This window comes from Arthrobacter sp. zg-Y750 (assembly GCF_020907365.1).
Lineage (GTDB): Bacteria > Actinomycetota > Actinomycetes > Actinomycetales > Micrococcaceae > Arthrobacter_B.
The window spans coordinates 360,416-383,442 of the sequence record NZ_JAJJOC010000013.1 but is presented as its reverse complement, the minus strand read 5'-3'; the positions used below and the strand labels follow the sequence as shown (position 1 = coordinate 383,442).

Genomic DNA, 23,027 nt, shown 5'->3' with positions numbered 1-23,027 from the left:
CGCGTGGCGCTTCGAGTTCTTTTCGCCGGCACCCCGTCGGTGGCCGTGCCGTCCCTGGATGCCCTCGTGGAGGCCGGGTTCGACGTCGTTGGCGTCCTGACCCGGCCCGACGCACCGCTGGGCCGCAAGAAGGTCCTGACCCCGTCGCCGGTGGCCGCCCGTGCCCAGGAGCTGGGCCTGCCGGTGATCCGCGCATCCAAGGTGGACGATGAAGCCATTGCCGCCATCGCCGCCCTGGAGCCCGACGTCGCAGCCATTGTTGCTTACGGCGCCCTGGTTCCGGCCCGGGCCCTGACCGTGCCGCGGCACGGCTGGATCAACCTGCACTTTTCCCTGCTGCCGGCCTGGCGCGGAGCCGCTCCCGTGCAGCACGCCGTGATTGCCGGAGACGATGTCACCGGTGCCTCCACCTTCCTGCTGGAAACCGGTCTGGACACCGGCCCGGTGTACGGCACCATGACCGAAACCGTCCGGCCGGAGGACACCAGCGGAGACCTGCTGGAACGGCTCTCGCACTCCGGTGCGGTGCTCCTGGCCCAGACCCTCAGCGCCGTGGACGCCGGTGCCGCCGTCGCCGTCCCGCAGCAGGGTGACATCACCCTGGCTCCCAAGCTGACCATCGATGATGCCCGCGTGGACTGGCAGCAGCCCGCCCTGGCTATCCGCCGCCGGATCAACGGCGTCACCCCCGAACCCGGCGCCTGGACCGGCTGGGACGGCGCCCGATTCAAGATCGGCGCCGCAGCCCTGCGCCCCGACGTCACCGACCTGCTCCCCGGCCAGGTCCGATTCAGCGGCGGCAGCAGCGCTGCCGCCCTGGTGGGCACCGGATCGCACGCGCTGGAACTGCTGCGGGTACAGCCTGCGGGCAAGAAAATGATGCCGGGGGCCGACTGGGCCCGCGGCCTCGCCAACCGTGAGGACGTGGTCTTCGAATGACCTCCCAGAATTCCCGTAACGAAAAGGGCCACGAACGCCGCCGCGCCGCCGTGAAGACCCGCACCGCCGCAGCACCCGGCCAGCGCACCCGTGCTGCCGATCCCGCCCGGCTGGTGGCCTTCGAGGTGCTCCGCGCGGTTTCCGGTGAGGACGCCTACGCCAACCTGGTGCTGCCCAAGAGCATCCGCAAGCACCGCCTGGACAAGCGCGACGCCGGGTTCGCCACTGAGCTGGCCTACGGCGCGCTGCGCGGCCAGGGCACCTACGACGCCATCCTGGCCAAGTGCGTGGACCGGCCGCTGGAACGCCTGGACCCGGCAGTGCTTGATGCCCTGCGGATCGGCGTCCACCAGCTGCTCGCGATGCGGGTGCCGGCCCATGCTGCCCTGGACCAGACCGTGGGCCTGGCCCGCGCCGTCATCGGCGCCGGACCTTCCGCCCTGATCAATGCCGTGCTGCGCAAGGTTTCGGCCCGCAGCATGGAGGACTGGGTCCAGCTGCTCACCGAAGGTGAACCGGACGCCGTGAAGCGCTCCGCCATTGAACACAGCCACCCGGAATGGATTGTCCGCGCCCTGCGCCAGTCCCTGGTGGCGCACGGGCGCAGCGTGGACGAAATCACTGACCTGCTGCGTGCCGACAACGACGCGCCCGTAGTGAACCTGGTGGCCCTGCCCGGCCTCGGAGATCTGGACGACGCCCGGAAAGCCGGCGCCGTGGACGGGGAACTCGTAAAGGATTCCGCGCTCTTCTCCGCCGGCGACGTCGGGCGCCTGGACTCTGTGCGCGCCGGCACCACGCGGGTGCAGGACGCCGGCTCCCAGCTGGTGGCCCGGGCCCTGGCCGAACTGAAACTCGACGGTTCCTCCATCGATGAGGACGGCGTGGAGAAGTGGCTGGACATGTGTGCCGGCCCCGGCGGCAAAGCCGCGCTGCTCGCGGCCCTGGCCCACGAACAGGGCGCCGTCCTGCTGGCCAACGAACCGGCCCCGCACCGTGCCCAGCTGGTTCGGCAAGCCCTGGAAGCCGTACCGGGGGAGACCTGGAACGTACGCACCGGGGACGGCCGCACCATTGCCGAGGACTACCCCGAAACCTTTGACCGGATCCTGGTAGACGCTCCCTGCACCGGACTGGGCGCCCTGCGCCGCCGGCCCGAGTCGCGCTGGCGCCGCCAGCCCGGCGACGTCGGCGAACTGGGCATCCTGCAGCGCGAACTGCTGACCACCGCCGTCGACGCCGTGAAGCCCGGCGGTGTGGTGGCCTACGTGACCTGCTCTCCGCACCCGGCCGAAACCACCGCCGTCGTCTCCGACGTGATGCGCAAGCGCAACGACCTCGAACTGCTCGACGCCGGTGCCGCCCTGGATGCGGTCAGCCTGCCCGGTGCGCTGGAGGCCGGACATGAGTCCACCGCCCAGCTGTGGCCGCACATCCACGCGACCGACGCCATGTTCCTGGCGCTCATCCGCCGCAAGATCTAGCCAGCCGCCGCAAGATCCAACCAGTCCTAGCCAGGGAGACACACGTGAGCAAGTGCTGCATCAACCCGAGCATCCTCTCGGCCGATTTCGTCAATCTTGAAACCGAGCTGGAGCGGATCAGCGCTGCCGACGCCGTCCACGTGGACGTGATGGACAACCACTTCGTACCGAACCTGACCATCGGTCTGCCCGTGGTGGAGCGGATCCAGCAGGTGTCCAAGCTGCCGCTGGATGCTCACCTGATGATTTCCGACGTCGACCGCTGGGCACCGCTGTATGCGGAGGCGGGCCTGGCCTCGGTCACGTTCCATGTGGAGGCCTCGACGGCGCCCATCAAGCTGGCACGCGACCTGCGGGACCGCGGTGCCAAGGCCGGGATGGCGCTGCGCCCGGCCACCCCGGTGGAACCGTACCTGGACATGCTGCCCGAACTGGACATGCTGCTGATCATGACGGTGGAGCCGGGCTTCGGCGGGCAGAAGTTCTTGGACGTCACCCTGCCCAAGATCCGCCGTGCCGCTGACGCGGTGCGCGGGTGCGGCCTGCCGCTGGCCATCCAGGTGGACGGGGGAATCTCTGCGGAAACCATCGAGCGGGCCGCCGAGGCCGGTGCGAATGTCTTTGTGGCCGGGTCCGCCGTCTACGGATCAGGTGATCCTAATGACGCTATCCGTAAACTGCGCGCTTCGGCCGAAGCAGCTGTGCAAGAATAGTTCCTAACAAAACGTGCTCCGGGGTCGGTGTAATTCCGAACCGGCGGTTATAGTCCGCGACCCGCACTGCTGAACCGAGTTTCTCGGGGAAGCGGTTCGGTTGAATCGGTGAAATTCCGATACCGACAGTTAAAGTCTGGATGGGAGAAGCACGTGCAGTTTGTTGTTCCGCCGGCTTTGCCGACCCTGAAAAGGGGACCCGTTTCGGGATCCCCGCGCAAGGGTCCGTTCCGGGCCCCACTGAGCGGGTCCGGCGCGGATTTTGGCCACATTCGGGTTGTCCTGCCGGCGACGCACCCACTGCCGTACGCCTGTCGTACCCTCCGGAGCAGCAGCTTAGGGATAAAGGACGACATGGATTTTCTGCGGTGGCTCTTTGACGCACAGATACCGGTGGGCTCAAGCTCGCTGCTGGTGCGAGAACTTCTCGGCAACATTTTCGGACTGCTCAGCGCCCTCGGCGGCATGCGGCGCAAGGTCTGGGCCTGGCCCGTGGGCATCGTAGGCAACCTGCTCCTGCTGACAGTGTTCCTGGGCTCCATCTTCGGCGACGCCGACACCGCCACGCTGCTGGGCCAGGCCGGCCGGCAGATCATGTTCGTTGCTGTCTCGATCTATGGCTGGCGGCGCTGGCAGCAGAGCAAAACCAACGGCGACGCCGCCGTGACCCCGCAGTGGGCCTCCGGCCGGGAGCGGATCGGGCTGGTGGTCATCATGTTGCTCGGCACCGTGGCCCTCACCCCGGTCTTCGCCCGCCTGGGCTCCTACGAACCGGTCTGGGCCGATGCCTGGACCTTCGTCGGCTCACTGCTGGCCACTTACGGCATGGCGAAGGGCTGGGTGGAGTTCTGGCTGATCTGGGTGGCTGTGGACATTGTGGGTGTGCCGTTGCTCTTCAGCGCCGGTTACTACGCCACCGCCTTTATGTACCTCTTCTACGGCGGCTTTACCCTGGCCGGCTTCTTTGTATGGTGGAAGGCTAAAAAGAACGAAAAGCCCCAGGTGGAAGTCCTCATGCCTGATCCCCGGACACGCTGACCATGCGCCCCGAAGACTTCACTGCGGGCGAAGTTGCCGCCATGGATGAAGCTCTGGACCTGGCTGCGCGCGGCGTCCGCGGCGCCAATCCACTGGTGGGGGCCGTGATTCTCGACGCCGACGGTGCCACCCTGGCGACCGGTTACCACCGCGGGGCCGGAACTCCGCACGCCGAAGCCGATGCCCTGGCCAACGCCCGCGCAGCACGCGCAGACGTCACCGGCGCCACCATGGTGGTGACCCTGGAACCCTGCAACCACACCGGCCGCACGGGGCCCTGCTCGCAGGCAATCATCGACGCCGGCCTGCGCCGGGTGGTGTTCGCCGCACCGGATACCAGTGATGCCGCGGCTGGGGGAGCGGAGGCCCTGCGCGCGGCCGGTATCGAGGTGGCCTCCGGACTGGGTGCCGGTGCTGCCGCGGAGTTGAACGAGCGCTGGATTGCGGCTGTGGCGGAGCGCCGGCCGTTCGTCACGGTCAAGATCGCCCAAAGCCTGGACGGACGGATTGCCGCAGCGGACGGCACCAGCCAGTGGATCACCGGCCCGGAGGCCCGGCGAGACGGTCACGCACTGCGCTCCCGGGTGGACGCCGTCCTGGCCGGCACAGGCACGGTCCTGGCCGATAACCCCCGGCTGACTGCCCGCATCCCGGACGGCATCCCGGACGGCACCCCGAACGGCACCGCAAACGACACAGACGCGCAGCGGCAGCCGCTGCGCGTCGTCGTCGGCCGCCGTCCGATCCCCGAAAACGCGGCGGTCCGCGGGACCGACGGGCGGTTCCTCCAGCTGGCCCTGCACGATCCCGCGGAGGTAGCCGCGGACCTGTACGGGCGCGGGGTGCGGCACCTGCTGGTGGAAGGCGGCGCCATCCTGGCCAGCGCGTTCCTGCGTGCCGGCCTGGTGGATGAACTGGTGGTCTACACCGCACCGCTGCTGCTGGGCGCGGGCACGGATTCGCTGCAGGGTATCGGTGTGCAGACGCTCGGCCAGGCGCCGCGCTGGCGCTGGGACTCCGCTGCCGGCGGTGCCGTGGCGCACCTTGGCAGGGACCTCCGGCTCCGGCTGCAGCCTGCTACGGCCATTTCCGAAGAATCGGAGGACGCATAAATGTTTACCGGCATAGTTGCTGAACAGGGCAGCGTGGTTTCCCTGGCACAGAATCCCGACGGCGACGGCGCGGTCCTGGTGATCACCGCGCCCAAGACGGGTGCCGGGCTGGGATTGGGCGGCTCGATTGCCGTCAACGGCGTCTGCCTCACGGCCACCGAAATCCGCGGCGGCGCGATCAGCGTGGACGTGATGGGCGAAACCCTGAAGCGCACCACCGTTGGTGATCTGGAACCCGGCGCGAAGGTGAACCTGGAACGCTGCGTTCCCGCCGGCGGCCGGCTGGACGGGCACGTGGTGCAGGGGCACGTGGACGGTGTGGGCCGGCTGCTCGAGCGGGAACATTTGGGCAGCTGGGACCGGCTGCGCTTCGCGGTGCCGGCCGGGCTCGCGAAGTACATCGCGGAGAAAGGTTCCATTGCCGTGGATGGGGTGTCCCTCACCGTTACTGCCGTCAGCGGCGCCGACGCGGAACAGCACTGGTTCGAGGTAGGGCTGATTCCGACCACGCTGGCCGAAACCGGATTGGGTGCCCTGTCCGTGGGCAGCAGGGTGAACCTGGAAGTGGACGTGCTGGCCAAATACGCCGAGCGGCTGCTGGCCTTCGCCAATCCCCGGCCTCCAGCGCATTCTGCCGCCGAGCCGGCATCGGGGGACGCTGCGTCCGGCGATGCTGTGTCCGGTGATGCTGTGTCCGGTGATGCTGCGAAGGAGGGCTAAGTGGGCGCCGCTGACACTGACATTGTCCTGAACCCTGTGACGGAGGCGGTGGAGGCGATCGCTGCCGGGCGCGCCGTCGTCGTGGTGGACGACGCCGACCGTGAGAACGAGGGCGATATTGTTTTTGCCGCCCAGCACGCCACCCCCGAACTGACGGGGTGGACCGTGCGGTACAGTTCCGGCGTGCTCTGCGTGCCGCTGCCCGGCAGTTATGCGGACCGGCTCGAGCTGCCGCCCATGACGGACGTCAACCAAGACGCCAAAGGCACCGCGTATACCGTCTCCTGCGATGCGGCCGAGGGCACCAGTACCGGGATCAGCGCGTCGGACCGGGCGCTGACCGCCCGCGTACTGGCCAACCCGGTTTCGGTTCCCGGCGAACTGCACCGTCCCGGACACATGTTTCCACTGCGTGCGGCCGACGGCGGGGTGCGGGAGCGGCGCGGCCACACCGAAGCCGCTGTGGAACTCGCCCGCCTGGCTGGCTGCACTCCGGTGGGCGTGATTGCCGAACTGGTGCACGACGACGGCGGAATGATGCGCCTGCCTGCGCTGCGGGACTTTGCGGATGCCCACGGTATTCCGCTGATCTCCATCGAGGACCTGGTGCAGTACCTGCACGCACGGATGGGGGAGGACTCATGAGCGAAGCGGCAGCCGAACAGCCGGTGGTACCCGGACCCGGGGTGCATCTGCCCACCGCGTTTGGGGACTTCACCGCCACCGCCTGGACCGACACACGCACAGGCGTCGAACATATGACCCTGACTGCGCCCGGGACGGAAAATTCCGGTCCGCTGGCCGAAGGTGCTCCGCTGGTGCGGCTGCACTCGGAATGCCTCACCGGCGATGTGTTCGGCTCCTACCGCTGCGACTGCGGGGAACAGTTGGAGCAGGCCATGGAGCTTATTGCCCTGCACGGGGGAACCATTGTGTACCTCCGCGGTCAGGAAGGCCGGGGGATCGGCCTGGCGAACAAGCTGCGGGCGTACGCGCTCCAGGAAGCCGGTGCTGACACAGTGGAAGCCAACGAGCAGCTCGGCCTGCCCGTGGACGCCCGCGACTACCAGGCCGCTGCCGACATCCTGCACCAGTTGGGCCTGCACCGGATCCGGCTGCTGACCAACAATCCCGCCAAGCAGGACTGGATGCGCCGTTTCGGCGTGGATGTTGAGGCCATGGTTCCGTCCGAGGTACCCATCCGTGCGGAGAACGAGCGCTATCTGCAGACTAAGCGGGACCGGATGGACCACCACCTAACCTTGCTGCGCACCAAACCCGTGCAGCAGAGCTGAATTTCTTTCCCCCGACCCAAGGAGCACCTCATCATGAGTGGACACGGCGCACCCGCCACCGACCTCAGTGGCATCCGCCTGGCCGGAGTACCCGTTCGGCTGGCCATCGTTGCTGCCAGCTGGCACACCGAAATTATGGACGGCCTGATTGCCGGAGCGCTTCGCGCTGCGGAGGATGCCGGCCTGGGGCCGAAGCTGATCCGGGTGCCGGGCAGTTTCGAACTTCCCGTCGCAGCCGCACGGCTGGCTCCGCACTTTGACGCGGTGGTGGCCCTCGGCGTCGTTATCCGAGGCGGCACTCCGCACTTTGACTACGTGTGTTCTGCGGCCACCACCGGGCTTACTGACGTCAGCGTCACCACCGGCACTCCGGTGGGGTTCGGCGTGCTGACCTGCGATACCGAGCAGCAGGGGCTGGACCGGGCCGGGCTGCCCGGTTCTTCCGAGGACAAGGGCTACGAAGCAACCGCGGCTGCGGTGCTGACCGTCGCGGAGCTGCGCGGGGCCGGGGTCTAGGGCGGGGTCTAGGGTCCGTCGCGCCTGGAACGTGTTACCGACGCAACGGGCGTTAACCAACTATGGCGTGCCACCCGGTAAAGGTGGCACGCCATAGTGGTGCAGCTCCTAGCAGGAGCCGAAACGTTGGTTAGACGTGGTCGTTGTTGCGGCGGTTGCCGGACTTGGCCAGGCCGCGGGCCACCATGAAGCCGACGGTGAGCCAGGTGATGTACTGCATGGCCTGGCTGGCGTTGAATGCGTCGACGCCGTTTTCGCTGGCGTTGTCACCCACAACTGCTGCGGTGATGATCGTGGCGATGACGGCCAGGACGTAGAGGACGAATTCGAGGGTCCGGACCGAAACCTTGATGTCGTTCTCGTTGGTGTGGTGGACGGTGTTCGTGTTGTTACGGGTTTCCGTAGCCATGTGTGTCTCCTGAAGTATTGGTGAGAGCGGCCGTGGTGGCCATGTGAACTGTGATTCCTCTTCTGGAACCATGTCGACAACTTCTCTACGCTGTAGACACTAGTTGTAGACTCACAAATAAGCAAGCTTGCTGATTATCAGCAGCCTGACCATGAGGAGGGCGGATGCTGTATGGAGACTCCACGGAAACCGCACACAGGCTCGCATAAAGCGCGCCTGAACCGTGATCTGGTGCTGAACGCGGCGTTGGAATTGGTGGATGCCGAAGGGCTCGCGGCCCTCACCATGCGGAGTCTCGCCCAAAAGCTAGGCTGTGATCCCATGAGCATTTACCGGTACGCAAAGAACCGCGCGGCGTTGCTGGACGGGGTCGCCGAAACAGTCATGAACGAGCTCGACATCTTCCCTGACGATCCCGACTGGCAGGCGCAGCTGCGGCGCAACGCGCATAATGTCCGGTTTCTGGCCCTGAAACATCCCCATACCGTGCCGCTGCTGGTCACCCGGCCACTGTCCATCCCGTTGGGACTGCGTCCGCTGGGGACGCTTCGCCCATTGGAAGAGATTCTGGCGCTGCTGACCAGGGCCGGTTTCACGCCTGCCGACGCGCTGCACGTCTACCGGGCGTACTACGGTTTTGTTTACGGACATATCCTCAATGAGCTGCAGGAGCTCGTAGTGGACCCGGAGGAAAAAGAAGCAGTCCTGCGCCTCGGCTTGTACCGGCTGCCTGCCAAGGACTTTCCGAACCTTAGGACGCTGGCGCCGGATTTGGCCGATTACGACGGCGAGGCGGAGTTGGACCAGGGGCTGGACATCCTGCTGACCGGGCTCGCCGCCCAATTGCTGGGCGACGCCGGGGATTAGGGTTGAGGGCAGGGCAAGGAAGGACACAGGGGAACGCATTTGGGATCAATGGATGACATGCTCGGGCCGGGCGAGGTTCGGGAGCTGCACGACGTACTGGCGTCGGCTGTTCCGTCAGTTCAGTGGGAGGCCGTGCTCGCGGCGGGCGAGCGGCTGGAGCCGTTGTCGTTGCGGGGACGCACTGACGTCGTCGCGGATGTACTGGTGGATGCATTGGGTTCCTATCCGGCTGCCGCTTCAGCGTTCCGCATGGGTCTGGCTAATCCGGCGTTCACGGGGTGGATGCTCTGGCCCGTAACCGAAGCCGCGGTAACTTTGGCCCTGCGCTCCGGTGAGGATGAGGACTTCGACGACGCGCTGGCCCTGCTCGCAGAGCTGACGCCGCGGCTGACCAGCGAATTCGCCATCCGGCGGCTGCTGCGGGAGCGGCCGGAGCGGGCACTGGGGATCATCCGGACGTGGACCGCCCATCCGGACCAGCACGTTCGCAGGCTGGCCAGCGAAGGCACTCGTACGTATTTGCCTTGGGCCGTTCGCGTTCCGCAGTTGACGGCCCGGCCTGAGCTGACGCTGCCGATCCTGGATGCGATGCACAATGACCCCGAGATCTATGTCCGCCGGTCGGTGGCCAACCACACCAATGATTTGGCCCGGCATGCCCCGGACCTGGTGCTGGAGACGGCAGCGCGGTGGCAGCAGACCGGCACGCCCGGCAGCACCTGGGTGGTGCGGCACGCGTTGCGCACCCTGATCAAAAAGGGCAATCCCGGGGCGCTGGAGCTGATGGGCTTCGCTCCGGCGCAGGTGAGCATCGGCGATCTGCACGCCGAGTCAGAGAAGCTGGCGCTGCCTGGGGAGCTGGCCTTCGGGTTCCTGCTCACCAATACCGGGGACGTGCCCGCGAAACTGGCTGTGGACTACGCCGTGCACTATGTGAAAGCCAGCGGCTCGACCGCTGAGAAGGTTTTCAAACTGGCGACCGTTGAGCTTGCGGCGGGGGAGTCGCGGAAGCTGACCGGCCGGCATGCCTTCCGGCAGATGACGACGCGGCGGCACTATGCCGGTGTTCACGCTCTGGAACTTCAGGTCAACGGTGTGCGGCACGGGCGGCTGGAGTTTGAAGTGACCATCTGAAAGTCGTGTCGGAGCACAGCCCGGCCGCAGGCGACGGCGTCGTTTGCCGGGAACCCCGATTGCTATGCGCCAACCAGCCCTGCGGGCATAATGGCTGGTGATACGGCCCCGGCGACTGACAGGACCAGCAGAATGCCCGCTCAGGCAGCGACCAAAATGGTGAAATTCGTCGAGCGTTCGCCGGGCTGGCTGCGCTGGGGCGGCGGTGCGCTGCTGCTGAGCGTCGGCGTCGTGCTCTCCATCGGGGCGGTGAGCGATGGGTACTGGATTGTTCTCGTACCCGCGGCGGGGATGGGACTCGCCGCGATTTGGTGGTGCGTGTCCGCCAAGATCACCGCCGCTGTTGAGGGGCAGACGGTCCTGCTCTCCGGTCCGTTCTGGAAACGCAGCCTGCAGTTGCGTGATCTGCACAATGTCGAGGTCAGCGGTGACAGCGGCTTGAATCCGGGGCCTGTGAACTGGCCGGTTGTTTCTTTGGAACGCGGAACCCTGGTTCGGCTGAACATGGGCGGCAGCGCGGTGGTTTCGTTTGTCAGCGACGGGCGCCGCTACCAATTTGTCCTGTCCAGCCACCACTCCGCGCAGCGGTTGGCTGCCGCTTTGGTCGGGTAGTTGTGGCCTTTTGGGGCCTGCCCTGTGTAGCGGCAGCTGTATGGGCGTTTCATGCCGGGTTGCTCATAGCCCATCGCCGGGAAGCATGGATCACCTTCTGTGTGCTTCTGGTCGGCCTGCCGGTGACGGCCGTCCTGTGTTTCGCCTGGTCACAGGCCGACCATGCTGCGTATGTGGAGGCTTACGGAGAGAACGGAATCGGCGGTGGGTTCTTCCCCATGCTGCTCGCTTTTGAGGCTGTGGGAACGTGGTTTGTGCTGGCCTTCGCGGAGATCATTCTCCGCATGGTTTTGCCGCCGACCGGGCGGGCAGGTGCGGCTCCAGCTAAGGAATCACGTAAGCCTGTGGCGTTGCCTGAACCCGAGTTATAGAGTGCGGCGATGACTTCCCAGACAGAACCTTCCGCTGCCTTGGATCCACCCCCTGACGTGGTGGCAGCCCTTATAGAGAAAGTTGCGTCGACTCCGTGGCCGGAAGACCCGGAGCAGTGCGGCCCGTACCTGGCGCGTCTGGGCTGTACCGCGGATGCCGCACTGCCGTTCCGGGAGGAGGACCTGCCGGGAGAAGAAAGGGGCTGGTTGCATTTTCCCGGCGGCGAAAGGGGTGTGTGGTCTGCCGTGGACGGGAAGCTGGAAAGCCTCGGCTTTTTCTTTTATCCGGGTCGGCTGGGCTCCCGTGCCCTGTGCGAGTTCGGGTTTGAAGCCCTGCATTCGCGGCTTAAAGCAGCCTATGGTCCCCCTATCGATGAAGGCGCGTATTCGAACGGCCACCGGTCCGGAGTGTGGCATGCGGGGGAGACCTCGATCGAGCTATACGCCCACGTTGAACTGGCCCCCGTGCTGCAACTGGGTCTGGGAAACCGGGAACGCATCCGTGTTCACGAAGAAGCCCGCAGGCACCGCGCCTGACAGGATTGCGCCGGATCGAACCGCGGCTAAGGCAGACGCGGCAGAGGCAGCCGCGCCCCCCATAGTGGATGCGCAGATATCCCCGGGAATGGCTCTCGACGTTGTGCCGCCCGGACGTTGTGCCTAGAACGGCGGCACGGCGTCTGACAAGTCTTTGGCCTGTCGGTCTGCCTTTGAGGGTGAATGGGCCAGCTCGAGAAATGGTTCAGTCCGATAGATCCGTCCGCTCGGTGAGGTCCACTCCATCACGCCCGGTTCGGGCTGGGACGCTTTCCAGAATCCCAGGGTTTTGAACCGGTGATGCCGCCGGCACAGGTGGGCGAGGTTGCCATGATCCGTGGGGCCTCCGTCCACCCAGTCCGTAGTGTGGTCAATTTCCGAGACCGCAGTGCTGACCCGGCAGCCGGGGAACCGGCAGGTCCCGTCCCGGGCACGCAACCAACGGGCCAGCCCGGCCGGGACCTTCCGCCGCCTGCCCACGCCCAGAATTTCCCCGGTGTCCGGGTCCTGGACGAGGCCGGTCCAGCGGGTCGCGTTGCGGGCGAGCCGGCGGGCTGCTTCGGCACTGATGGGCCCGTAGCCGTGCAGTTCGGCTGGGTCTTCGTTGGCGCCGAACAGGGTTTCGGCGTTGATCAGGACCATGATTTCCGCCCGCGGCAATACACCCGATTTATCCGCGTCCTCGTCAGCGATGGCATCCTTGTTGTCCGCTTGGCTGGGTGCCGCAGAACCAAGACCGCCCATAAGCAGTTGGGCCAGAATGTCCGAGCGCAGCTGGTCCGTGGTCCGGGAATCCCCATCAGACTGTTCACCGCGGGCCGCAGTGCTCAGGGCGGCGTAGATCTGTTGTGCTTCCGCCGCACGAAGATACGCCGACAGGCAGGACATCCCGTCCTCTTCCCGGTCCAGGGTGACCCGGCGCTTCTCGAACGCAGTGAGGTGCCGGACCTCAAGGGTTTGCGGGTACTTCTTCTCCCGCAGCCGGCGGGCCTTGGCGGAGAACTGGGACCGGGTCTGACCTTGTGCCGCCTTCAACAGGGCAGCTTCGAACTCCGGCAGCTCGGCGGCAGGAACACTCTCACACTGGTCCAGCACCACCTGGGCATGCCCGTAGCTGAGGCTCCCGTCCTGCAGCGCCTCCAGTGTGGCCATATGGGCGCCAGAAAGGAGGCCGGCTTCGAACATCAGCCGCTGCGCGGTGCCGTGCGGTATCTGCAGGAGGGCGGCACACTCGGCAGCCGCCAGTGTGAAAGCCATCCCGGGTTCCACCCGGCCGGTCGCACTGGCGCAATCCTCCCGGAAAATGGTTTCCATCCGGTTCAGCATCCGGGCCCGCTGCGCCTCCGCCCACGCGATCAGGTGTGCGACCCGGACCAGGACTTCACCGGTTGCCTGGTCGTCGAAGGATTCGAGGTTCTGCAGAGCCAGCATCCCACTGAAACCGTCGGGAAAATCAGTGGCGGTTCCGCTGGTACGACCGCCGTCGTCGTCGGCAGTATGCGAACCGGGATCGGCCCGAAATACAGCTAGTGTGCAGGCCGTGCCGGACCCACTCTTGGTACCGGTTTGAGTTGAGGCCGTCTGGTGTTCAGCCCCTGATTCTTCGGTTATCCGTTCGGTGTTTCCGAGCTGATCCATGCCCCAAGGATTTCACCCGGCACTGACATTTCCGGACCCAAAACTGGCCTAACCGGTCCGTCCAAGCACCCTCGAAATACGCGTCTTTTCTTTTCGATTACTCGGTTTCCGGACAGATCCTCATAGGCGCGCTGGCCCCGCTAGTCCTGCGCCGACGCCGTCAACTAGGCGCGCCCAAGAACCCCACCGGTCCCTGTGCGCTGCCGGTCCGCGTGGGCACGGGCCTTCATCCGGTTGCCGCAGACGGCCATGGAACACCACTTGGCGGTGCCGGGCCGGCTCCGGTCGATCAGATACAGGTTGCATTCCTCGTTCGCGCAGTGACGCAGGCGGCCCGGTGCCGTTTCCTGGACCCGGGACCACGCCAGCGCGGCCCGGAACGCCAGCCGCTCGTCCTCCGGTGACCGCATCTCCCAATCCAGTCCCTGGGCGGTGGCACGCGGAACCAGGACGCCTCCTTCCAGGGCCGCTGAGAGACGTTCGACGGCGCCGTCCGTTCCCCGCACGATGTCTTGGAGGCATTCCCGCATCTGCCGCAGATGCTCAACTTCGGCGGCAGATCCGTTGCCCCCGAACCGCACGGAAAATTCTCCGCCGGCGGCCCCCGCAAGCTCATCCGCAGGACGCCCGGATACCTCCGGGGTGCTGTTCAGCAGTGCCAACAGCAGTTCCTCGTCCTCGACCATCGGATTCCTTTCAAGCGGGTTGTGTTGCACGTCATCCATGCTAGCGTCTGCCTAACCAGTAAAACAATTGAGAGGGGTTAGCTCATGGCTACCGTCCACCACCGCAGTGTTTCCGTCAACGGCCACAACGTGTTTTACCGTGAGGCGGGGCCGCAGGACGCTCCGGTCCTCCTGCTCCTGCACGGGTACCCGAGCAGCTCGCACATGTTCCGCCACCTCATTCCCAGGCTTGCTGAGCAGTACCGCGTCATTGCTCCGGACCACATCGGCTTCGGCCTGTCCTCCGCGCCGTCCGTTGGGGAGTTCGCGTACACCTTTGAGGCACTTGCCAAGGTGACGCAGGGCTTCCTCGAGGAACTGGGGGTGGAGGCATACACGGTCTACACCCAGGACTACGGTGCACCGATCGCCTGGCGGCTGGCTTTGGCCAACCCGTCAGCGGTGCAGGGCGTGATCTCGCAGAACGGCAATGCTTACGAGGAAGGCTTTGTCCCGGACTTCTGGGCCCCGATCTGGAACTACGGTGCCGACCCTTCCCCCGAGAATGAGGAAGCACTGCGTCCGGCCCTTGGGCGCAAGGCCGTGGAATGGCAGTACACACACGGGGTTCCCGACCCCACCACCGTTGATCCGGACGCATGGGAGCATGACCTCGCCCTCTTGGCCCGTCCGGGCGTCGATGAAGCGCAGCTGGCCCTGTTCGGGGACTATTCCACCAACCGGGCGCTGTATCCGGAGGTCCACGAATGGCTGCGCTCCAGCCAGGTTCCGGTCCTCGCCGTCTGGGGCAGGAACGATGAAATTTTCGGCCCGGCGGGCGCGACGGCGTTCCTTGACGACGTCCCGCACGCGCGCGTGGAACTGCTCGACGGCGGCCACTTCCTGCTGGAGTCGCACCTGGACGACGTCGCGCGCATCATTTTGGATTGGCGTTCCGGGTTTTAGCGGTCCACGGTGGAGGCAAACCGAGCAGTACCGATGCCATAGAGGCCGCCAGCCGGCAGCCAGAGCCCGCAGACCTGCCCCTATCCAGCAGCCGGACCGGAGCGGCGTTCCGGTACGTTCAGCAGCGGCAGCGTCCGGTTGACCATGGGCCCGATCAGGATGGCGAAAGCCACCGTACCGATGCCCACCGTGCCGCCCAGGAACCAGCCGACCACCAGGACAATGACCTCTATGCCGGTGCGGACCACCCAGACCGGCCATCCCAGGCGGCGGTGCAGGCCGGTCATGAGTCCGTCGCGGGGGCCTGGTCCCATCCGGGCGCCGATGTAAAGGCCGGTGGCTACCGCCAGCAGCACCAGGCCGCCGGTGAACAGGAGTATCTCGCCGGGCAGTTCAGTCTGCGGGTCCAGCAGCAGCAGCCCGACCTCCGCGCTTGGCCCTACCGCCAGCGTGTTCACCACGGTGCCGACCCCGGGCCGCTGGCGCAACGGGATCCACAGCAGCAGGACGCCGATGCCGATCAGGTTGGCAACCAGGCCGAAAGGCAGCCCGGACTGCAGCGACGTGCCCTGCCCCAGGACATCCCACGGAGAAACGCCCAGCCCGGCGCGGATCATCATGCTGATCGAAAAGCCGTAACAGAACACGCCTATCAGCAGCTGCAGCACGCGGCGCACAAAGTTCCAGGACATAGAGGAAAGCGAACCCTAAAAAGGGCGCGGGACCAAACCGATCCCACTGTGTGTCGTCCCGCTCAGCTCTGCGGGCTGCTGCCGGGGGGTTCCTGGCCGCTCGGACCCACCGAAGCGCTCTTCGGATTCCGGATTCCCAGCAACGCGATCACGGCGGCAGCAAAGAACAGCCCCGCCGTCGCCAGCGCCGTCTGCCGGAACCCGGCATATCCCAGCGCACCGCCCGAAATGGTGCCCACCAAAGCCACGGCCACCAGCCCGGCCACCCGGGACACGGCGTTGTTCACGGCCGAACCGATTCCGGCCTCCTCACCGCGCAGCGCGCCGAGCACTGCCGCGGTCAGCGGAGCGACCATCACGCTGAGCCCGACGCCGAAGAGCAGCAACCCGGGCAGCAGCTCGGTGAGCAGGTTCACGGGCGGCTGCACGGTAAGCAGCAGCAGGAACCCGGCACCGCAGATTGCCGGACCGGCCGTCATAAAAAGCCGGGGTCCGTACCGGCCGGAGAGCTTCCCGAAATAGGTGGAGAACAGCAGCATGGCCACCGGCAGGGGCAGCGAAATGAACCCGGCCTCAATGGCACTGAACCCGGCAGCCTCCTGCACAAAGACCGTCACCGCAAAGGAGCCGAGCGAGATGGCCCCATACGCTGCGGCGGTCACCAGGTTCCCGTAACGGAAGTTCCGGGCCCGGAACAGGGACAACGGCATCATGGGCGCCGGGGCGCGTGCCTCGCGCAGGAAGAAGAGAACCAGCGCCGCGGTGCCTGCAACCAGGGGTACGACGACGGCGGGATCGGCCCAGCCGAGACGTTCCTGTTCGATGAGGGCATAGACGGGACCGGCGAGGCCGGCGACGGCCAGCAGCGCACCGGGAAGATCCAGCGAAGTGCGGCGCAGCCGGCCGGTGTCCTGCAGTTTGGAAGTGAGCAGGAGCGTTGCCGTCACCGGCAGAACGTTCACCGCGAAAATCCAGCGCCAGCTGGCCCAGTCCACCAGCACCCCGCCCAGCAGCGGGCCGATGATGGCGGCGGTACCGGTCCACGCCGTCCACTGGCCGATGGCACGGGCGCGCGCCTCGTCCCGGTACGCCGTCGTAATCAGTGCCAGGGACCCGGGGACCAGGAGGGCGCCGGCCATGCCCTGGACTGCACGGGCGATGATCAGTACTGCGGGGCTCCACGCCAGCGCGCACGCCAGGGATGCGGCGCCGAATCCGAGCAGCCCGAGCCGCAGGATCCGCAGCCGGCCGAAGGTGTCCGAAAGGGAACCGGCCAGCAGGATCAGCGCACCGAGGGTCAGCAGATATGCGTTGACGGTCCACTGCTGCGTGACCAGCCCGCCGCCGAGCTCTGTACCGATGGCGGGCAAAGCCACGATGACGATGGAACCGTCGAGGAAGGCAACGAAAGAGGAGAGGATCGCCACGGCCAGGAGGCGGGTGTTCCTGTTGGCTTTCGTACCCGGCATACGGCCTCCGTTCGACGTTGCAGCGCCGCGCACTTCCCGGGACAGCCTAGCCCGGGATGCTGCGGAACGGCACCGGATAACTTCAGTGGAAATGCTGTTAGGGTTGTGTCCGCTCCCGGGAAACCCACGTGCCCCGGGCAAATGGGGGAAGGTATATAAGCGTGTCTGAAAATGGAAAGATTACCGCAGCGCAGCCGAGCGAAAAGCTAATTCCAAAGGTAGGAAACACCAACTGGTTGGCGGCGCTCATCGTGGCACCGCTAGCGGTCATGGTGGGAGCCGGCATTGGTGGAGATAGTTCCTCAGGTGATGCAGCCGATGCCTGGGCCATGGTTGCCATGTCCATGGTTCCCGTATTCCTGGTGACCATGGTCATTTTCATTGTTAAGATATCCGCCCTGCGCGGCAAGGTTTCCGCTGCCGCCTACCGGATAGGCGAATCCCTGAGCCGGGATTACGGCATCACCGTCACCAAACCCAAAACACTTATTCTCCAGCACAATGCGAAACCCCACTTGAATCCGTACATCATTCCCGCGGTGGACGCGTATGGCCGGCCGGTCACGATCTCCATCAGTGCCGATCCCACCGGCTCCCGGGTGATCCCCACGTTCGTTGACGCGGCCGGGTTGCCCGTCCAAACGCACACCCCGTAAGCGAAAGGTCTCGGCATGCCATTAACCCGGCGGAAGTCCGCCGTTGTCCCCAGTGAACGCCTGGTTCCGCAGATCGCGAATGTGTGGGGCGCGTTGGCCTGGGCGTTCCTGCCCGCACCAGTGGTGCTGTTAATCGGCTGGTCAATCAGCGGCGCGCTGGGCAGCGGTGAGGAGTTGGTGGACGCCCTCGGTGTGGCAGCCATGTTCCTGGGGTTTGCCAACTTCATCCGCATAGTGATGTCCAACCGGCGCAAAGTCGCCGCTGCCGCTTACGGAATTGCCGTAAACCTGCACCGGGACTACGGCATCGCAGTGCACCGCCGGGTCGCCCTGGTTGTTATGAACACGGCGAGCTGCAGGCTGCAGCCGGATGCCTTTTATGCCGTCGACGATGACGGGCGGGAACTCTTCATGGAACTGAGCCTGGATACGACCGGTACAAATGTTGTCCCCACCATCCTTCTTATCGACGGAAAGTCGACCGGCAAGCAGGGGTATACCCCGGAAAAGGCCCGGCCGGCGGTTGTGCCGGATCTTCCAACCCCTTTAGCTGAAAGGTTTTACAACATGACTGAAAAGACCGTTTCTGCCGAACCCGGCGAAAACCTCATCCCCAAAGTACCCAACCTGAACTGGCTGCTGTTCGCCATGGTTGCCGTGATTGCAGGCGCTGTAGTGACCGGCATAGCCATGGATGGAAGCACGGGAGGCATGGTGGATTTCCTGATGATCCTGATGCTGGCGATGCTCCTCGCATTTGTTGTCCTGTTCATTATTCTGATGGTCAAGTCCGTACAGGTTCGGGGCAAGGTGGCCGCGGCCAGTTACCGGCTCGGGGAATCATTGGTACGGGACTACGGCATTACCGTCACCAAACCCAAGCAGCTCATCCTGCATGACAAGGCCAAGCCCCGGTTCACTCCGTACACCCTGGCCGCCACGGACACCTACGGACGGCAGCTGACCCTCACCGTGAGTACCGACCCCACGGGAACCCGCATTGTCCCGACCGTTGATTCCGTGGATGGCCAGCCGGTACAAACCGCGCTTTAACTCTTGGAGCGGGAGTGGCCGTCAGCAGGGCTGTCTGGGCGCCCCGAGGTCCAGGGGCTTGAGCATTGAAGAGAATCCCCGCTGCCGGGACCCGGGGCAGAAGGACAACGTGCCTTCGTATTCCACGTGCAGCACCGCCTTACCGGCATCAGTGAAGGGCTGGTACGCCCCGCACTCCGCATACCGGACGCATTCCTCGTTGACTGCGAAATCGAAATGGTCCACGAGCGCGGGAATCTGGTCCAGGTCATTCTTCAGGGCCACGGACAGTCCGCGGTCGTGGGCCAGGCCGGCAACGGCACGGTTGTACGCCAGCTGGTCCTCGGCAGTCAGCGGGAAGCCGGTGTCGTTGCGGTAGCCGTCCACGTTGTCGGGTTCGACGGCGTCGAACCCCTTGGCTGCGCAGGTATCCATGCGGGCGGCCATGATCGGCAGCAGCACCTCCGTTTGCCGGATGTCCAGCCACTGTTCGTCCGGCCAGCCGTCCATTGTTTTTCCGCGGACGGTGTCCGGAAAGTTGCCGGCATCGGGACGGAAATCCTCCCGGGAGCCGACGGACAAATAGCAGACCAAGTGGCGGCCCTTCGCCTTCAGCGCCGCGGTTTGCTCAACCGTGGTGGTTTCGTAGTCCACGTCGAAAATGTCTGCGTCAACATCCAGGTCCAGGCTGCCGCTGAGCTGCCACTGCCAGCTGGCTCCCGGCGACGGGGCCCAGTACGACGACGGGACAGATGACGACGCCGCCGACGCCGCCCCGGCCGGCGCTGGCGCGGTGGGCGCGGAACCGGGGGACGCGCCGTTGTCGGAAGTGCAGCCGGCGAGGCTGCCGGAGAGAAGTACCGCACCGGCGATTACGACGGCGCAGGCCGCCCTGGTCCGGGCCGGCCCGGCCCGGCGGGTGGTCCAGGCCTCAGCCGGCACCGATAACCGCGCGGCAGCTGCGTAGGAACGATGCGGCCAGCGCTTCGCCGTCGTCGAGGTACCCGGCGACCATCGCCCCGTCGCGCAGCAGCATCAGATCTTCGGCAACGGCCTTGGGATCGGCGGGGGAGAGAGGGCGGACAATTTCCGCAAAGGCGCCCTTGCACCAGGCGCGGTGCTCACTGACGGTTTTCCGGACGGCGCTGGCGGGGTCCGGATATTCAGCAGCAGCATTGATGAACGGGCACCCCCGGAAACCCGCTTCGCAGGACATCTTGCCCAGCTGGTCGGCGATGAGCTGGAGTGTCCTGTCGGCGTCGCCGTCCGCGTGTTCCATGGCCGCGCCGATTCCCTCCCGCTCAATCCGGGCCCTCAGTTCCAGATGGGCGACCACCAAGTCATCTTTGCTCTTGAAATGCCGGTAGAAAGTCACCTTTGTGGTGCCGGTGCGGGCAATGACCTTTTCAACGCTGACGGACCGCAAGCCATCGGCATAGAACAGCTCGGTAGCGGCCTCGATGAGGCGATCCCTCATCGATACCTTCACAGTCTCCGCCATGAGTTTTCCTTCCGTTGCCCTTGTGCCGCTCCGTGATCAAGACTACAGTCCTTCGAAGTAGAGTGACTAGTCATTCTACCAACGGTTCCATCAGTCGTACCGGCGGACCTTCCTGCGGGAAGCACCCGTCGGACCGGCGCGGCCGCTATCGAGGTCGAGGTGTCCCCTGACCCGTCAAGAGACACCCCTTCGAACCCCACAACAGAACGGAACACCATGACCACCGCCAACGCACACCCCGCCACCGCACACCCCGCCGGCACCATCGGACCGGCCCTTCGGAAGCTGTACTTCGTCCGCTTCGGATTCGCCGTCCTTTGGGCAGTCCTCATTGCGCTGACGGCCTCCACCATCGGCCCGCTCAGCATCGCACTGCTCATCCTTTACCCGCTGTTCGACGTCGGGGCAGCCGTCGTCGACCACCGCGCCTCCCGAGCCACCCGGCCGGGACCGCTGCTCGTCGTCAACATGGCGCTCAGCCTCCTGACCGCTGTTGCACTCGGTTTCGCCGTCACCTCCGGACCGGCCGCAGTCCTGGTTGTCTGGGGCGCCTGGGCCATCACCGCGGGTGCGGTCCAACTCGCCGTAGCCATTAGCCGTCTGCGGTTGGGCGGGCAGTGGCCCATGATCCTCAGCGGCGGCATCTCCACTCTTGCGGGCACCGGGTTCATCCTGATGTCGGGCGGACCCTCGTCATCCCTCACCGGCGTCGCCGGGTACGCAACTCTCGGCGGCATCTTCTTCCTGCTCTCCGCGATCCGACTGGGACGCACCAAGGCGGGCGCATGATGGCCGGGACTACTACGGACGTCATCATCATTGGCGCCGGACCGGTCGGGGAAAATGTAGCCGACCGCATCGTCTCCGGCGGGCTGAGCGCCGTAATCGTGGAAGCCGAGCTGGTCGGCGGAGAATGCTCCTACTGGGCGTGCATGCCTACCAAAGCGCTGCTCCGGGACGCGGCCGCGCTCCGTGCCGTCCGGCAGCTGCCCGGTGCCGCCGCGGCGGTGACTGGGGGACTCGACGTCGACGCCGTGCTGGAGCGTCGAGACCGGTTTGCCTCGGACTGGAACGATGATGGCCAGGTTGCCTGGCTCCGCCAGGCCGGCATTGGGCTTGTCCGGGGCCGGGGGCGTATCAGCGCCCCACGGACCGTCGAAGTCACCGGCCGGGACGGTACCGTCAGTACTATTACGGCCCGGCACGCCGTCGTCGTCGCCACGGGCACCAGCGCGGCCGTTCCGCCGATTCCGGGACTGGCGGACGCTGCTCCCTGGACCAGCAGAGAGGCCGTGTCGGTGAAGAAAATTCCGGAACGGCTTGCGATCATCGGAGGCGGTGTTGTTGGCACGGAAATGGCAACCGCCTTCAGCGCATTGGGCGCGTTCGTGACGCTGATTGCGCGCGACGGCGTACTCCCCAGGGTGGAGCCGTATGCCGCCGAGCACGTCGTTGCGTCCCTTCAGAGCAGCGGCGTACAGGTAATGGCGGGAACAAGCCCCACCGGGGTCACACGGGATCCCAGTGGAACCGTGCAGATCACCCTGGCGGGCGGCGAGGTCATCAGTGCGGACGAGGTCCTTGTTGCCACGGGGCGCCGGCCCAACACCGGCAATCTCGGACTTGAACAATTCGGACTCCCGGACTCCGGCTGGCTGGAGGTCGATGAGACCCTGCGGGTGACCGCTCCCGGGGGCCACGTGCCCGACGGCGGGTGGCTATACGCCGCGGGAGACGTCAACGGCCGGGCGCTGCTCACCCACCAGGGCAAGTACCAGGCCCGCGCGGCGGGGGACGTGATCGTGGCACGGGCAACCGGCGCCCCGGTTGAGGACTTCGCATGGGGGCGCCATGCAGCCACCGCCGATCTCCTGGCCGTTCCGCAGGTCATCTTCACTGACCCGGAGATCGCCTCCGCCGGACTCACCCTGGCCGCGGCCGCCGACGCCGGACTGCGGGTCCGTTCTGTGGAGTACGACCTGGGTTCCGTTGCCGGCGCATCCCTGCATGCCGACGGTTATGCCGGCCGCGCAGGCATCGTCATCAACGAGGACACCAACACCATTGTCGGGTTCACCGCCGTCGGATCCGACGTGGCAGAGCTGGTGCACGCCGCGACCATCGCCATCGCCGGAGAAGTACCTCTAGACCGGCTCTGGCATGCGGTGCCGGCCTATCCGACGATGAGCGAGCTCTGGCTTCGGCTGCTGGAAACCGCAGGACGGTAGACAACCGCCCGGCCCGCCCGCAAACTTCCGCCATCACCACAACCACCCCACGAAAGGAAAGAACATGCCCACGAAGATCACCTTCATCATCGACAACCCCGCCGACCCCGGAGCCTTCGAGTCCGCCTACAAAAGCATTGAAGGCAACGCAAAGCAGCTTCCGAAGCTGCGCCGGTACGAGGCCGGGAAGGTTTGGCCCAAGGAAGACGGCTCGCCCACTCCGGCCCACCGGACCCTGGACCTGTATTTCGACAGTTATGAGGATGCCTCTGCAGCCGTGAAGACCGCTGCGGCTGCCGATACGTTCGGGCAGTTGACCGCCACGGGCACACCGTTCAGGGCGCTGTTCTCCGACGTCTCGGAAGGCTAGGCGTCGAAGGAGGCTGGACATCCAAGTAGGAGTCGCCGTGAGGCGGGCAGCAATGTCCCGGCC

27 protein-coding genes and 1 riboswitch are annotated in these 23,027 nt (G+C 66.0%); of the genes, 20 read left to right on the top strand and 7 right to left on the bottom strand.

What is annotated here, in order from left to right; genetic code table 11:
* Positions 1-3: 3 nt before the first annotated feature.
* The 9 genes from fmt (at position 4) to ribH (ending at position 7,817) form a co-directional block, all read left to right on the top strand.
* Entirely contained in the window at positions 4-939 is a 936-nt protein-coding gene (gene fmt, locus LOC57_RS09640; RefSeq protein WP_229959390.1) for a methionyl-tRNA formyltransferase, read from the top strand.
* Entirely contained in the window at positions 936-2,423 is a 1,488-nt protein-coding gene (locus LOC57_RS09635; RefSeq protein ID WP_229959388.1) for an RsmB/NOP family class I SAM-dependent RNA methyltransferase, read from the top strand. Before fmt ends, LOC57_RS09635 begins: the two co-directional genes overlap by 4 nt.
* Positions 2,424-2,467: 44 nt before the next feature.
* Positions 2,468-3,136, top strand: coding sequence for a ribulose-phosphate 3-epimerase (rpe, locus tag LOC57_RS09630; RefSeq protein ID WP_229959386.1), 669 nt, complete (start codon positions 2,468-2,470; stop codon positions 3,134-3,136).
* Positions 3,137-3,146: 10 nt separating this feature from the next.
* A riboswitch (FMN riboswitch) is annotated at positions 3,147-3,292 on the top strand.
* Positions 3,293-3,490: 198 nt separating this feature from the next.
* Positions 3,491-4,174 carry a nicotinamide riboside transporter PnuC gene (gene pnuC, locus LOC57_RS09625; RefSeq protein ID WP_227911059.1) on the top strand — a complete coding sequence of 228 codons (684 nt, stop codon included), beginning with the start codon at positions 3,491-3,493 and terminating at the stop codon, positions 4,172-4,174.
* A gap of 2 nt (positions 4,175-4,176) precedes the next feature.
* Positions 4,177-5,286, top strand: coding sequence for a bifunctional diaminohydroxyphosphoribosylaminopyrimidine deaminase/5-amino-6-(5-phosphoribosylamino)uracil reductase RibD (gene ribD, locus LOC57_RS09620; RefSeq protein WP_229959384.1), 1,110 nt, complete (start codon positions 4,177-4,179; stop codon positions 5,284-5,286).
* On the top strand, positions 5,287-6,006 hold the full coding sequence (locus LOC57_RS09615) for a riboflavin synthase (protein ID WP_229959382.1): 720 nt from the start codon (positions 5,287-5,289) through the stop codon (positions 6,004-6,006). It begins immediately after the preceding gene.
* Complete coding sequence (gene ribB, locus LOC57_RS09610) at positions 6,007-6,651, top strand: 3,4-dihydroxy-2-butanone-4-phosphate synthase (protein ID WP_227926471.1); 645 nt, start codon at positions 6,007-6,009, stop codon at positions 6,649-6,651.
* Complete coding sequence (gene ribA / locus LOC57_RS09605) at positions 6,648-7,301, top strand: GTP cyclohydrolase II (RefSeq protein WP_227911070.1); 654 nt, start codon at positions 6,648-6,650, stop codon at positions 7,299-7,301. Before ribB ends, ribA begins: the two co-directional genes overlap by 4 nt.
* Before the next feature lie 33 nt (positions 7,302-7,334).
* A complete protein-coding gene (gene ribH / locus LOC57_RS09600; RefSeq protein ID WP_227926469.1) occupies positions 7,335-7,817 on the top strand; it encodes a 6,7-dimethyl-8-ribityllumazine synthase in 483 nt (160 codons plus the stop codon).
* A gap of 130 nt (positions 7,818-7,947) precedes the next feature.
* Here the strand turns inward: ribH and LOC57_RS09595 are convergent, their stop codons facing one another.
* A complete protein-coding gene (locus LOC57_RS09595; RefSeq protein WP_227911072.1) occupies positions 7,948-8,226 on the bottom strand; it encodes a hypothetical protein in 279 nt (92 codons plus the stop codon).
* Positions 8,227-8,397: 171 nt separating this feature from the next.
* Here LOC57_RS09595 and LOC57_RS09590 point away from each other — a divergent pair, with 171 nt between their 5' ends.
* From LOC57_RS09590 to LOC57_RS09570, 5 genes are all read left to right on the top strand, one after another.
* Positions 8,398-9,093 (top strand): TetR/AcrR family transcriptional regulator C-terminal domain-containing protein, encoded by a 696-nt coding sequence (locus LOC57_RS09590; RefSeq protein WP_227911076.1) that lies wholly within the window; start codon positions 8,398-8,400, stop codon positions 9,091-9,093.
* A gap of 48 nt (positions 9,094-9,141) precedes the next feature.
* Positions 9,142-10,227: a DNA alkylation repair protein gene (locus LOC57_RS09585; RefSeq protein ID WP_227911078.1), complete on the top strand. Its 1,086-nt coding sequence runs from the start codon at positions 9,142-9,144 to the stop codon at positions 10,225-10,227.
* A gap of 132 nt (positions 10,228-10,359) precedes the next feature.
* Positions 10,360-10,839 (top strand): hypothetical protein, encoded by a 480-nt coding sequence (locus LOC57_RS09580; RefSeq protein ID WP_229959380.1) that lies wholly within the window; start codon positions 10,360-10,362, stop codon positions 10,837-10,839.
* 59 nt (positions 10,840-10,898) lie between these two features.
* Positions 10,899-11,210 (top strand): hypothetical protein, encoded by a 312-nt coding sequence (locus LOC57_RS09575; protein ID WP_227911081.1) that lies wholly within the window; start codon positions 10,899-10,901, stop codon positions 11,208-11,210.
* Positions 11,211-11,219: 9 nt separating this feature from the next.
* Entirely contained in the window at positions 11,220-11,747 is a 528-nt protein-coding gene (locus LOC57_RS09570; protein ID WP_229959378.1) for a hypothetical protein, read from the top strand.
* A gap of 123 nt (positions 11,748-11,870) precedes the next feature.
* Here LOC57_RS09570 and LOC57_RS09565 read toward each other — a convergent pair whose 3' ends face one another.
* The gene (locus LOC57_RS09565) at positions 11,871-13,385 is read right to left on the bottom strand and encodes an HNH endonuclease signature motif containing protein (RefSeq protein WP_229959376.1); all 1,515 of its coding nucleotides are present in this window, start codon (positions 13,383-13,385) and stop codon (positions 11,871-11,873) included.
* A gap of 164 nt (positions 13,386-13,549) precedes the next feature.
* Complete coding sequence (locus tag LOC57_RS09560) at positions 13,550-14,071, bottom strand: CGNR zinc finger domain-containing protein (RefSeq protein WP_229959374.1); 522 nt, start codon at positions 14,069-14,071, stop codon at positions 13,550-13,552.
* An 84-nt stretch (positions 14,072-14,155) separates the two neighbouring features.
* On the opposite strand from LOC57_RS09560, the gene LOC57_RS09555 reads away from it, so the two are divergent.
* Complete coding sequence (locus LOC57_RS09555; protein ID WP_229959366.1) at positions 14,156-15,016, top strand: alpha/beta fold hydrolase; 861 nt, start codon at positions 14,156-14,158, stop codon at positions 15,014-15,016.
* Positions 15,017-15,096: 80 nt separating this feature from the next.
* Here LOC57_RS09555 and yczE read toward each other — a convergent pair whose 3' ends face one another.
* Positions 15,097-15,708 (bottom strand): membrane protein YczE, encoded by a 612-nt coding sequence (gene yczE / locus LOC57_RS09550; protein ID WP_227911098.1) that lies wholly within the window; start codon positions 15,706-15,708, stop codon positions 15,097-15,099.
* Between the two features lie 62 nt (positions 15,709-15,770).
* Positions 15,771-17,177, bottom strand: a complete 1,407-nt coding sequence (locus LOC57_RS09545; RefSeq protein WP_229959364.1) for an MFS transporter — start codon at positions 17,175-17,177, stop codon at positions 15,771-15,773.
* A 161-nt stretch (positions 17,178-17,338) separates the two neighbouring features.
* Here LOC57_RS09545 and LOC57_RS09540 point away from each other — a divergent pair, with 161 nt between their 5' ends.
* Positions 17,339-17,833, top strand: a complete 495-nt coding sequence (locus tag LOC57_RS09540) for a hypothetical protein (RefSeq protein WP_229959362.1) — start codon at positions 17,339-17,341, stop codon at positions 17,831-17,833.
* Between the two features lie 15 nt (positions 17,834-17,848).
* Entirely contained in the window at positions 17,849-18,886 is a 1,038-nt protein-coding gene (locus LOC57_RS09535; RefSeq protein ID WP_229959360.1) for a hypothetical protein, read from the top strand.
* A gap of 21 nt (positions 18,887-18,907) precedes the next feature.
* On the opposite strand, the gene LOC57_RS09530 is transcribed toward LOC57_RS09535, so the two are convergent.
* Positions 18,908-19,807: an endo alpha-1,4 polygalactosaminidase gene (locus LOC57_RS09530; RefSeq protein ID WP_229959358.1), complete on the bottom strand. Its 900-nt coding sequence runs from the start codon at positions 19,805-19,807 to the stop codon at positions 18,908-18,910.
* The gene (locus LOC57_RS09525) at positions 19,797-20,366 is read right to left on the bottom strand and encodes a TetR/AcrR family transcriptional regulator (RefSeq protein WP_229959356.1); all 570 of its coding nucleotides are present in this window, start codon (positions 20,364-20,366) and stop codon (positions 19,797-19,799) included. The genes LOC57_RS09530 and LOC57_RS09525 overlap by 11 nt, the downstream gene beginning before the upstream one ends.
* A gap of 216 nt (positions 20,367-20,582) precedes the next feature.
* On the opposite strand from LOC57_RS09525, the gene LOC57_RS09520 reads away from it, so the two are divergent.
* From LOC57_RS09520 to LOC57_RS09510, 3 genes are all read left to right on the top strand, one after another.
* On the top strand, positions 20,583-21,155 hold the full coding sequence (locus LOC57_RS09520; protein ID WP_229959354.1) for a hypothetical protein: 573 nt from the start codon (positions 20,583-20,585) through the stop codon (positions 21,153-21,155).
* Positions 21,155-22,594, top strand: coding sequence for a dihydrolipoyl dehydrogenase family protein (locus LOC57_RS09515; protein WP_227911126.1), 1,440 nt, complete (start codon positions 21,155-21,157; stop codon positions 22,592-22,594). Before LOC57_RS09520 ends, LOC57_RS09515 begins: the two co-directional genes overlap by 1 nt.
* Before the next feature lie 64 nt (positions 22,595-22,658).
* Positions 22,659-22,964: an EthD family reductase gene (locus tag LOC57_RS09510; RefSeq protein WP_227911113.1), complete on the top strand. Its 306-nt coding sequence runs from the start codon at positions 22,659-22,661 to the stop codon at positions 22,962-22,964.
* The last annotated feature ends 63 nt before the right edge of the window (positions 22,965-23,027 follow it).

What these genes read in the sequence shown, in the direction of transcription:
- LOC57_RS09565 (WP_229959376.1), bottom strand. Translation starts at nt 13,385, where the DNA reads ATGGATCAGCTCGGAAACACCGAACGGATAACCGAAGAATCAGGGGCT.
- ribH (WP_227926469.1), top strand. Translation starts at nt 7,335, where the DNA reads ATGAGTGGACACGGCGCACCCGCCACCGACCTCAGTGGCATCCGCCTG.
- LOC57_RS09545 (WP_229959364.1), bottom strand. Translation starts at nt 17,177, where the DNA reads ATGCCGGGTACGAAAGCCAACAGGAACACCCGCCTCCTGGCCGTGGCG.
- LOC57_RS09615 (WP_229959382.1), top strand. Translation starts at nt 5,287, where the DNA reads ATGTTTACCGGCATAGTTGCTGAACAGGGCAGCGTGGTTTCCCTGGCA.
- ribA (WP_227911070.1), top strand. Translation starts at nt 6,648, where the DNA reads ATGAGCGAAGCGGCAGCCGAACAGCCGGTGGTACCCGGACCCGGGGTG.
- LOC57_RS09525 (WP_229959356.1), bottom strand. Translation starts at nt 20,366, where the DNA reads ATGGCGGAGACTGTGAAGGTATCGATGAGGGATCGCCTCATCGAGGCC.
- LOC57_RS09535 (WP_229959360.1), top strand. Translation starts at nt 17,849, where the DNA reads ATGCCATTAACCCGGCGGAAGTCCGCCGTTGTCCCCAGTGAACGCCTG.
- LOC57_RS09595 (WP_227911072.1), bottom strand. Translation starts at nt 8,226, where the DNA reads ATGGCTACGGAAACCCGTAACAACACGAACACCGTCCACCACACCAAC.
- ribD (WP_229959384.1), top strand. Translation starts at nt 4,177, where the DNA reads ATGCGCCCCGAAGACTTCACTGCGGGCGAAGTTGCCGCCATGGATGAA.
- LOC57_RS09520 (WP_229959354.1), top strand. Translation starts at nt 20,583, where the DNA reads ATGACCACCGCCAACGCACACCCCGCCACCGCACACCCCGCCGGCACC.
- LOC57_RS09555 (WP_229959366.1), top strand. Translation starts at nt 14,156, where the DNA reads ATGGCTACCGTCCACCACCGCAGTGTTTCCGTCAACGGCCACAACGTG.
- LOC57_RS09570 (WP_229959378.1), top strand. Translation starts at nt 11,220, where the DNA reads ATGACTTCCCAGACAGAACCTTCCGCTGCCTTGGATCCACCCCCTGAC.
- LOC57_RS09590 (WP_227911076.1), top strand. Translation starts at nt 8,398, where the DNA reads ATGGAGACTCCACGGAAACCGCACACAGGCTCGCATAAAGCGCGCCTG.
- LOC57_RS09635 (WP_229959388.1), top strand. Translation starts at nt 936, where the DNA reads ATGACCTCCCAGAATTCCCGTAACGAAAAGGGCCACGAACGCCGCCGC.
- LOC57_RS09585 (WP_227911078.1), top strand. Translation starts at nt 9,142, where the DNA reads ATGGATGACATGCTCGGGCCGGGCGAGGTTCGGGAGCTGCACGACGTA.
- LOC57_RS09580 (WP_229959380.1), top strand. Translation starts at nt 10,360, where the DNA reads ATGCCCGCTCAGGCAGCGACCAAAATGGTGAAATTCGTCGAGCGTTCG.
- LOC57_RS09510 (WP_227911113.1), top strand. Translation starts at nt 22,659, where the DNA reads ATGCCCACGAAGATCACCTTCATCATCGACAACCCCGCCGACCCCGGA.
- pnuC (WP_227911059.1), top strand. Translation starts at nt 3,491, where the DNA reads ATGGATTTTCTGCGGTGGCTCTTTGACGCACAGATACCGGTGGGCTCA.
- yczE (WP_227911098.1), bottom strand. Translation starts at nt 15,708, where the DNA reads ATGTCCTGGAACTTTGTGCGCCGCGTGCTGCAGCTGCTGATAGGCGTG.
- LOC57_RS09560 (WP_229959374.1), bottom strand. Translation starts at nt 14,071, where the DNA reads ATGGTCGAGGACGAGGAACTGCTGTTGGCACTGCTGAACAGCACCCCG.
- LOC57_RS09515 (WP_227911126.1), top strand. Translation starts at nt 21,155, where the DNA reads ATGGCCGGGACTACTACGGACGTCATCATCATTGGCGCCGGACCGGTC.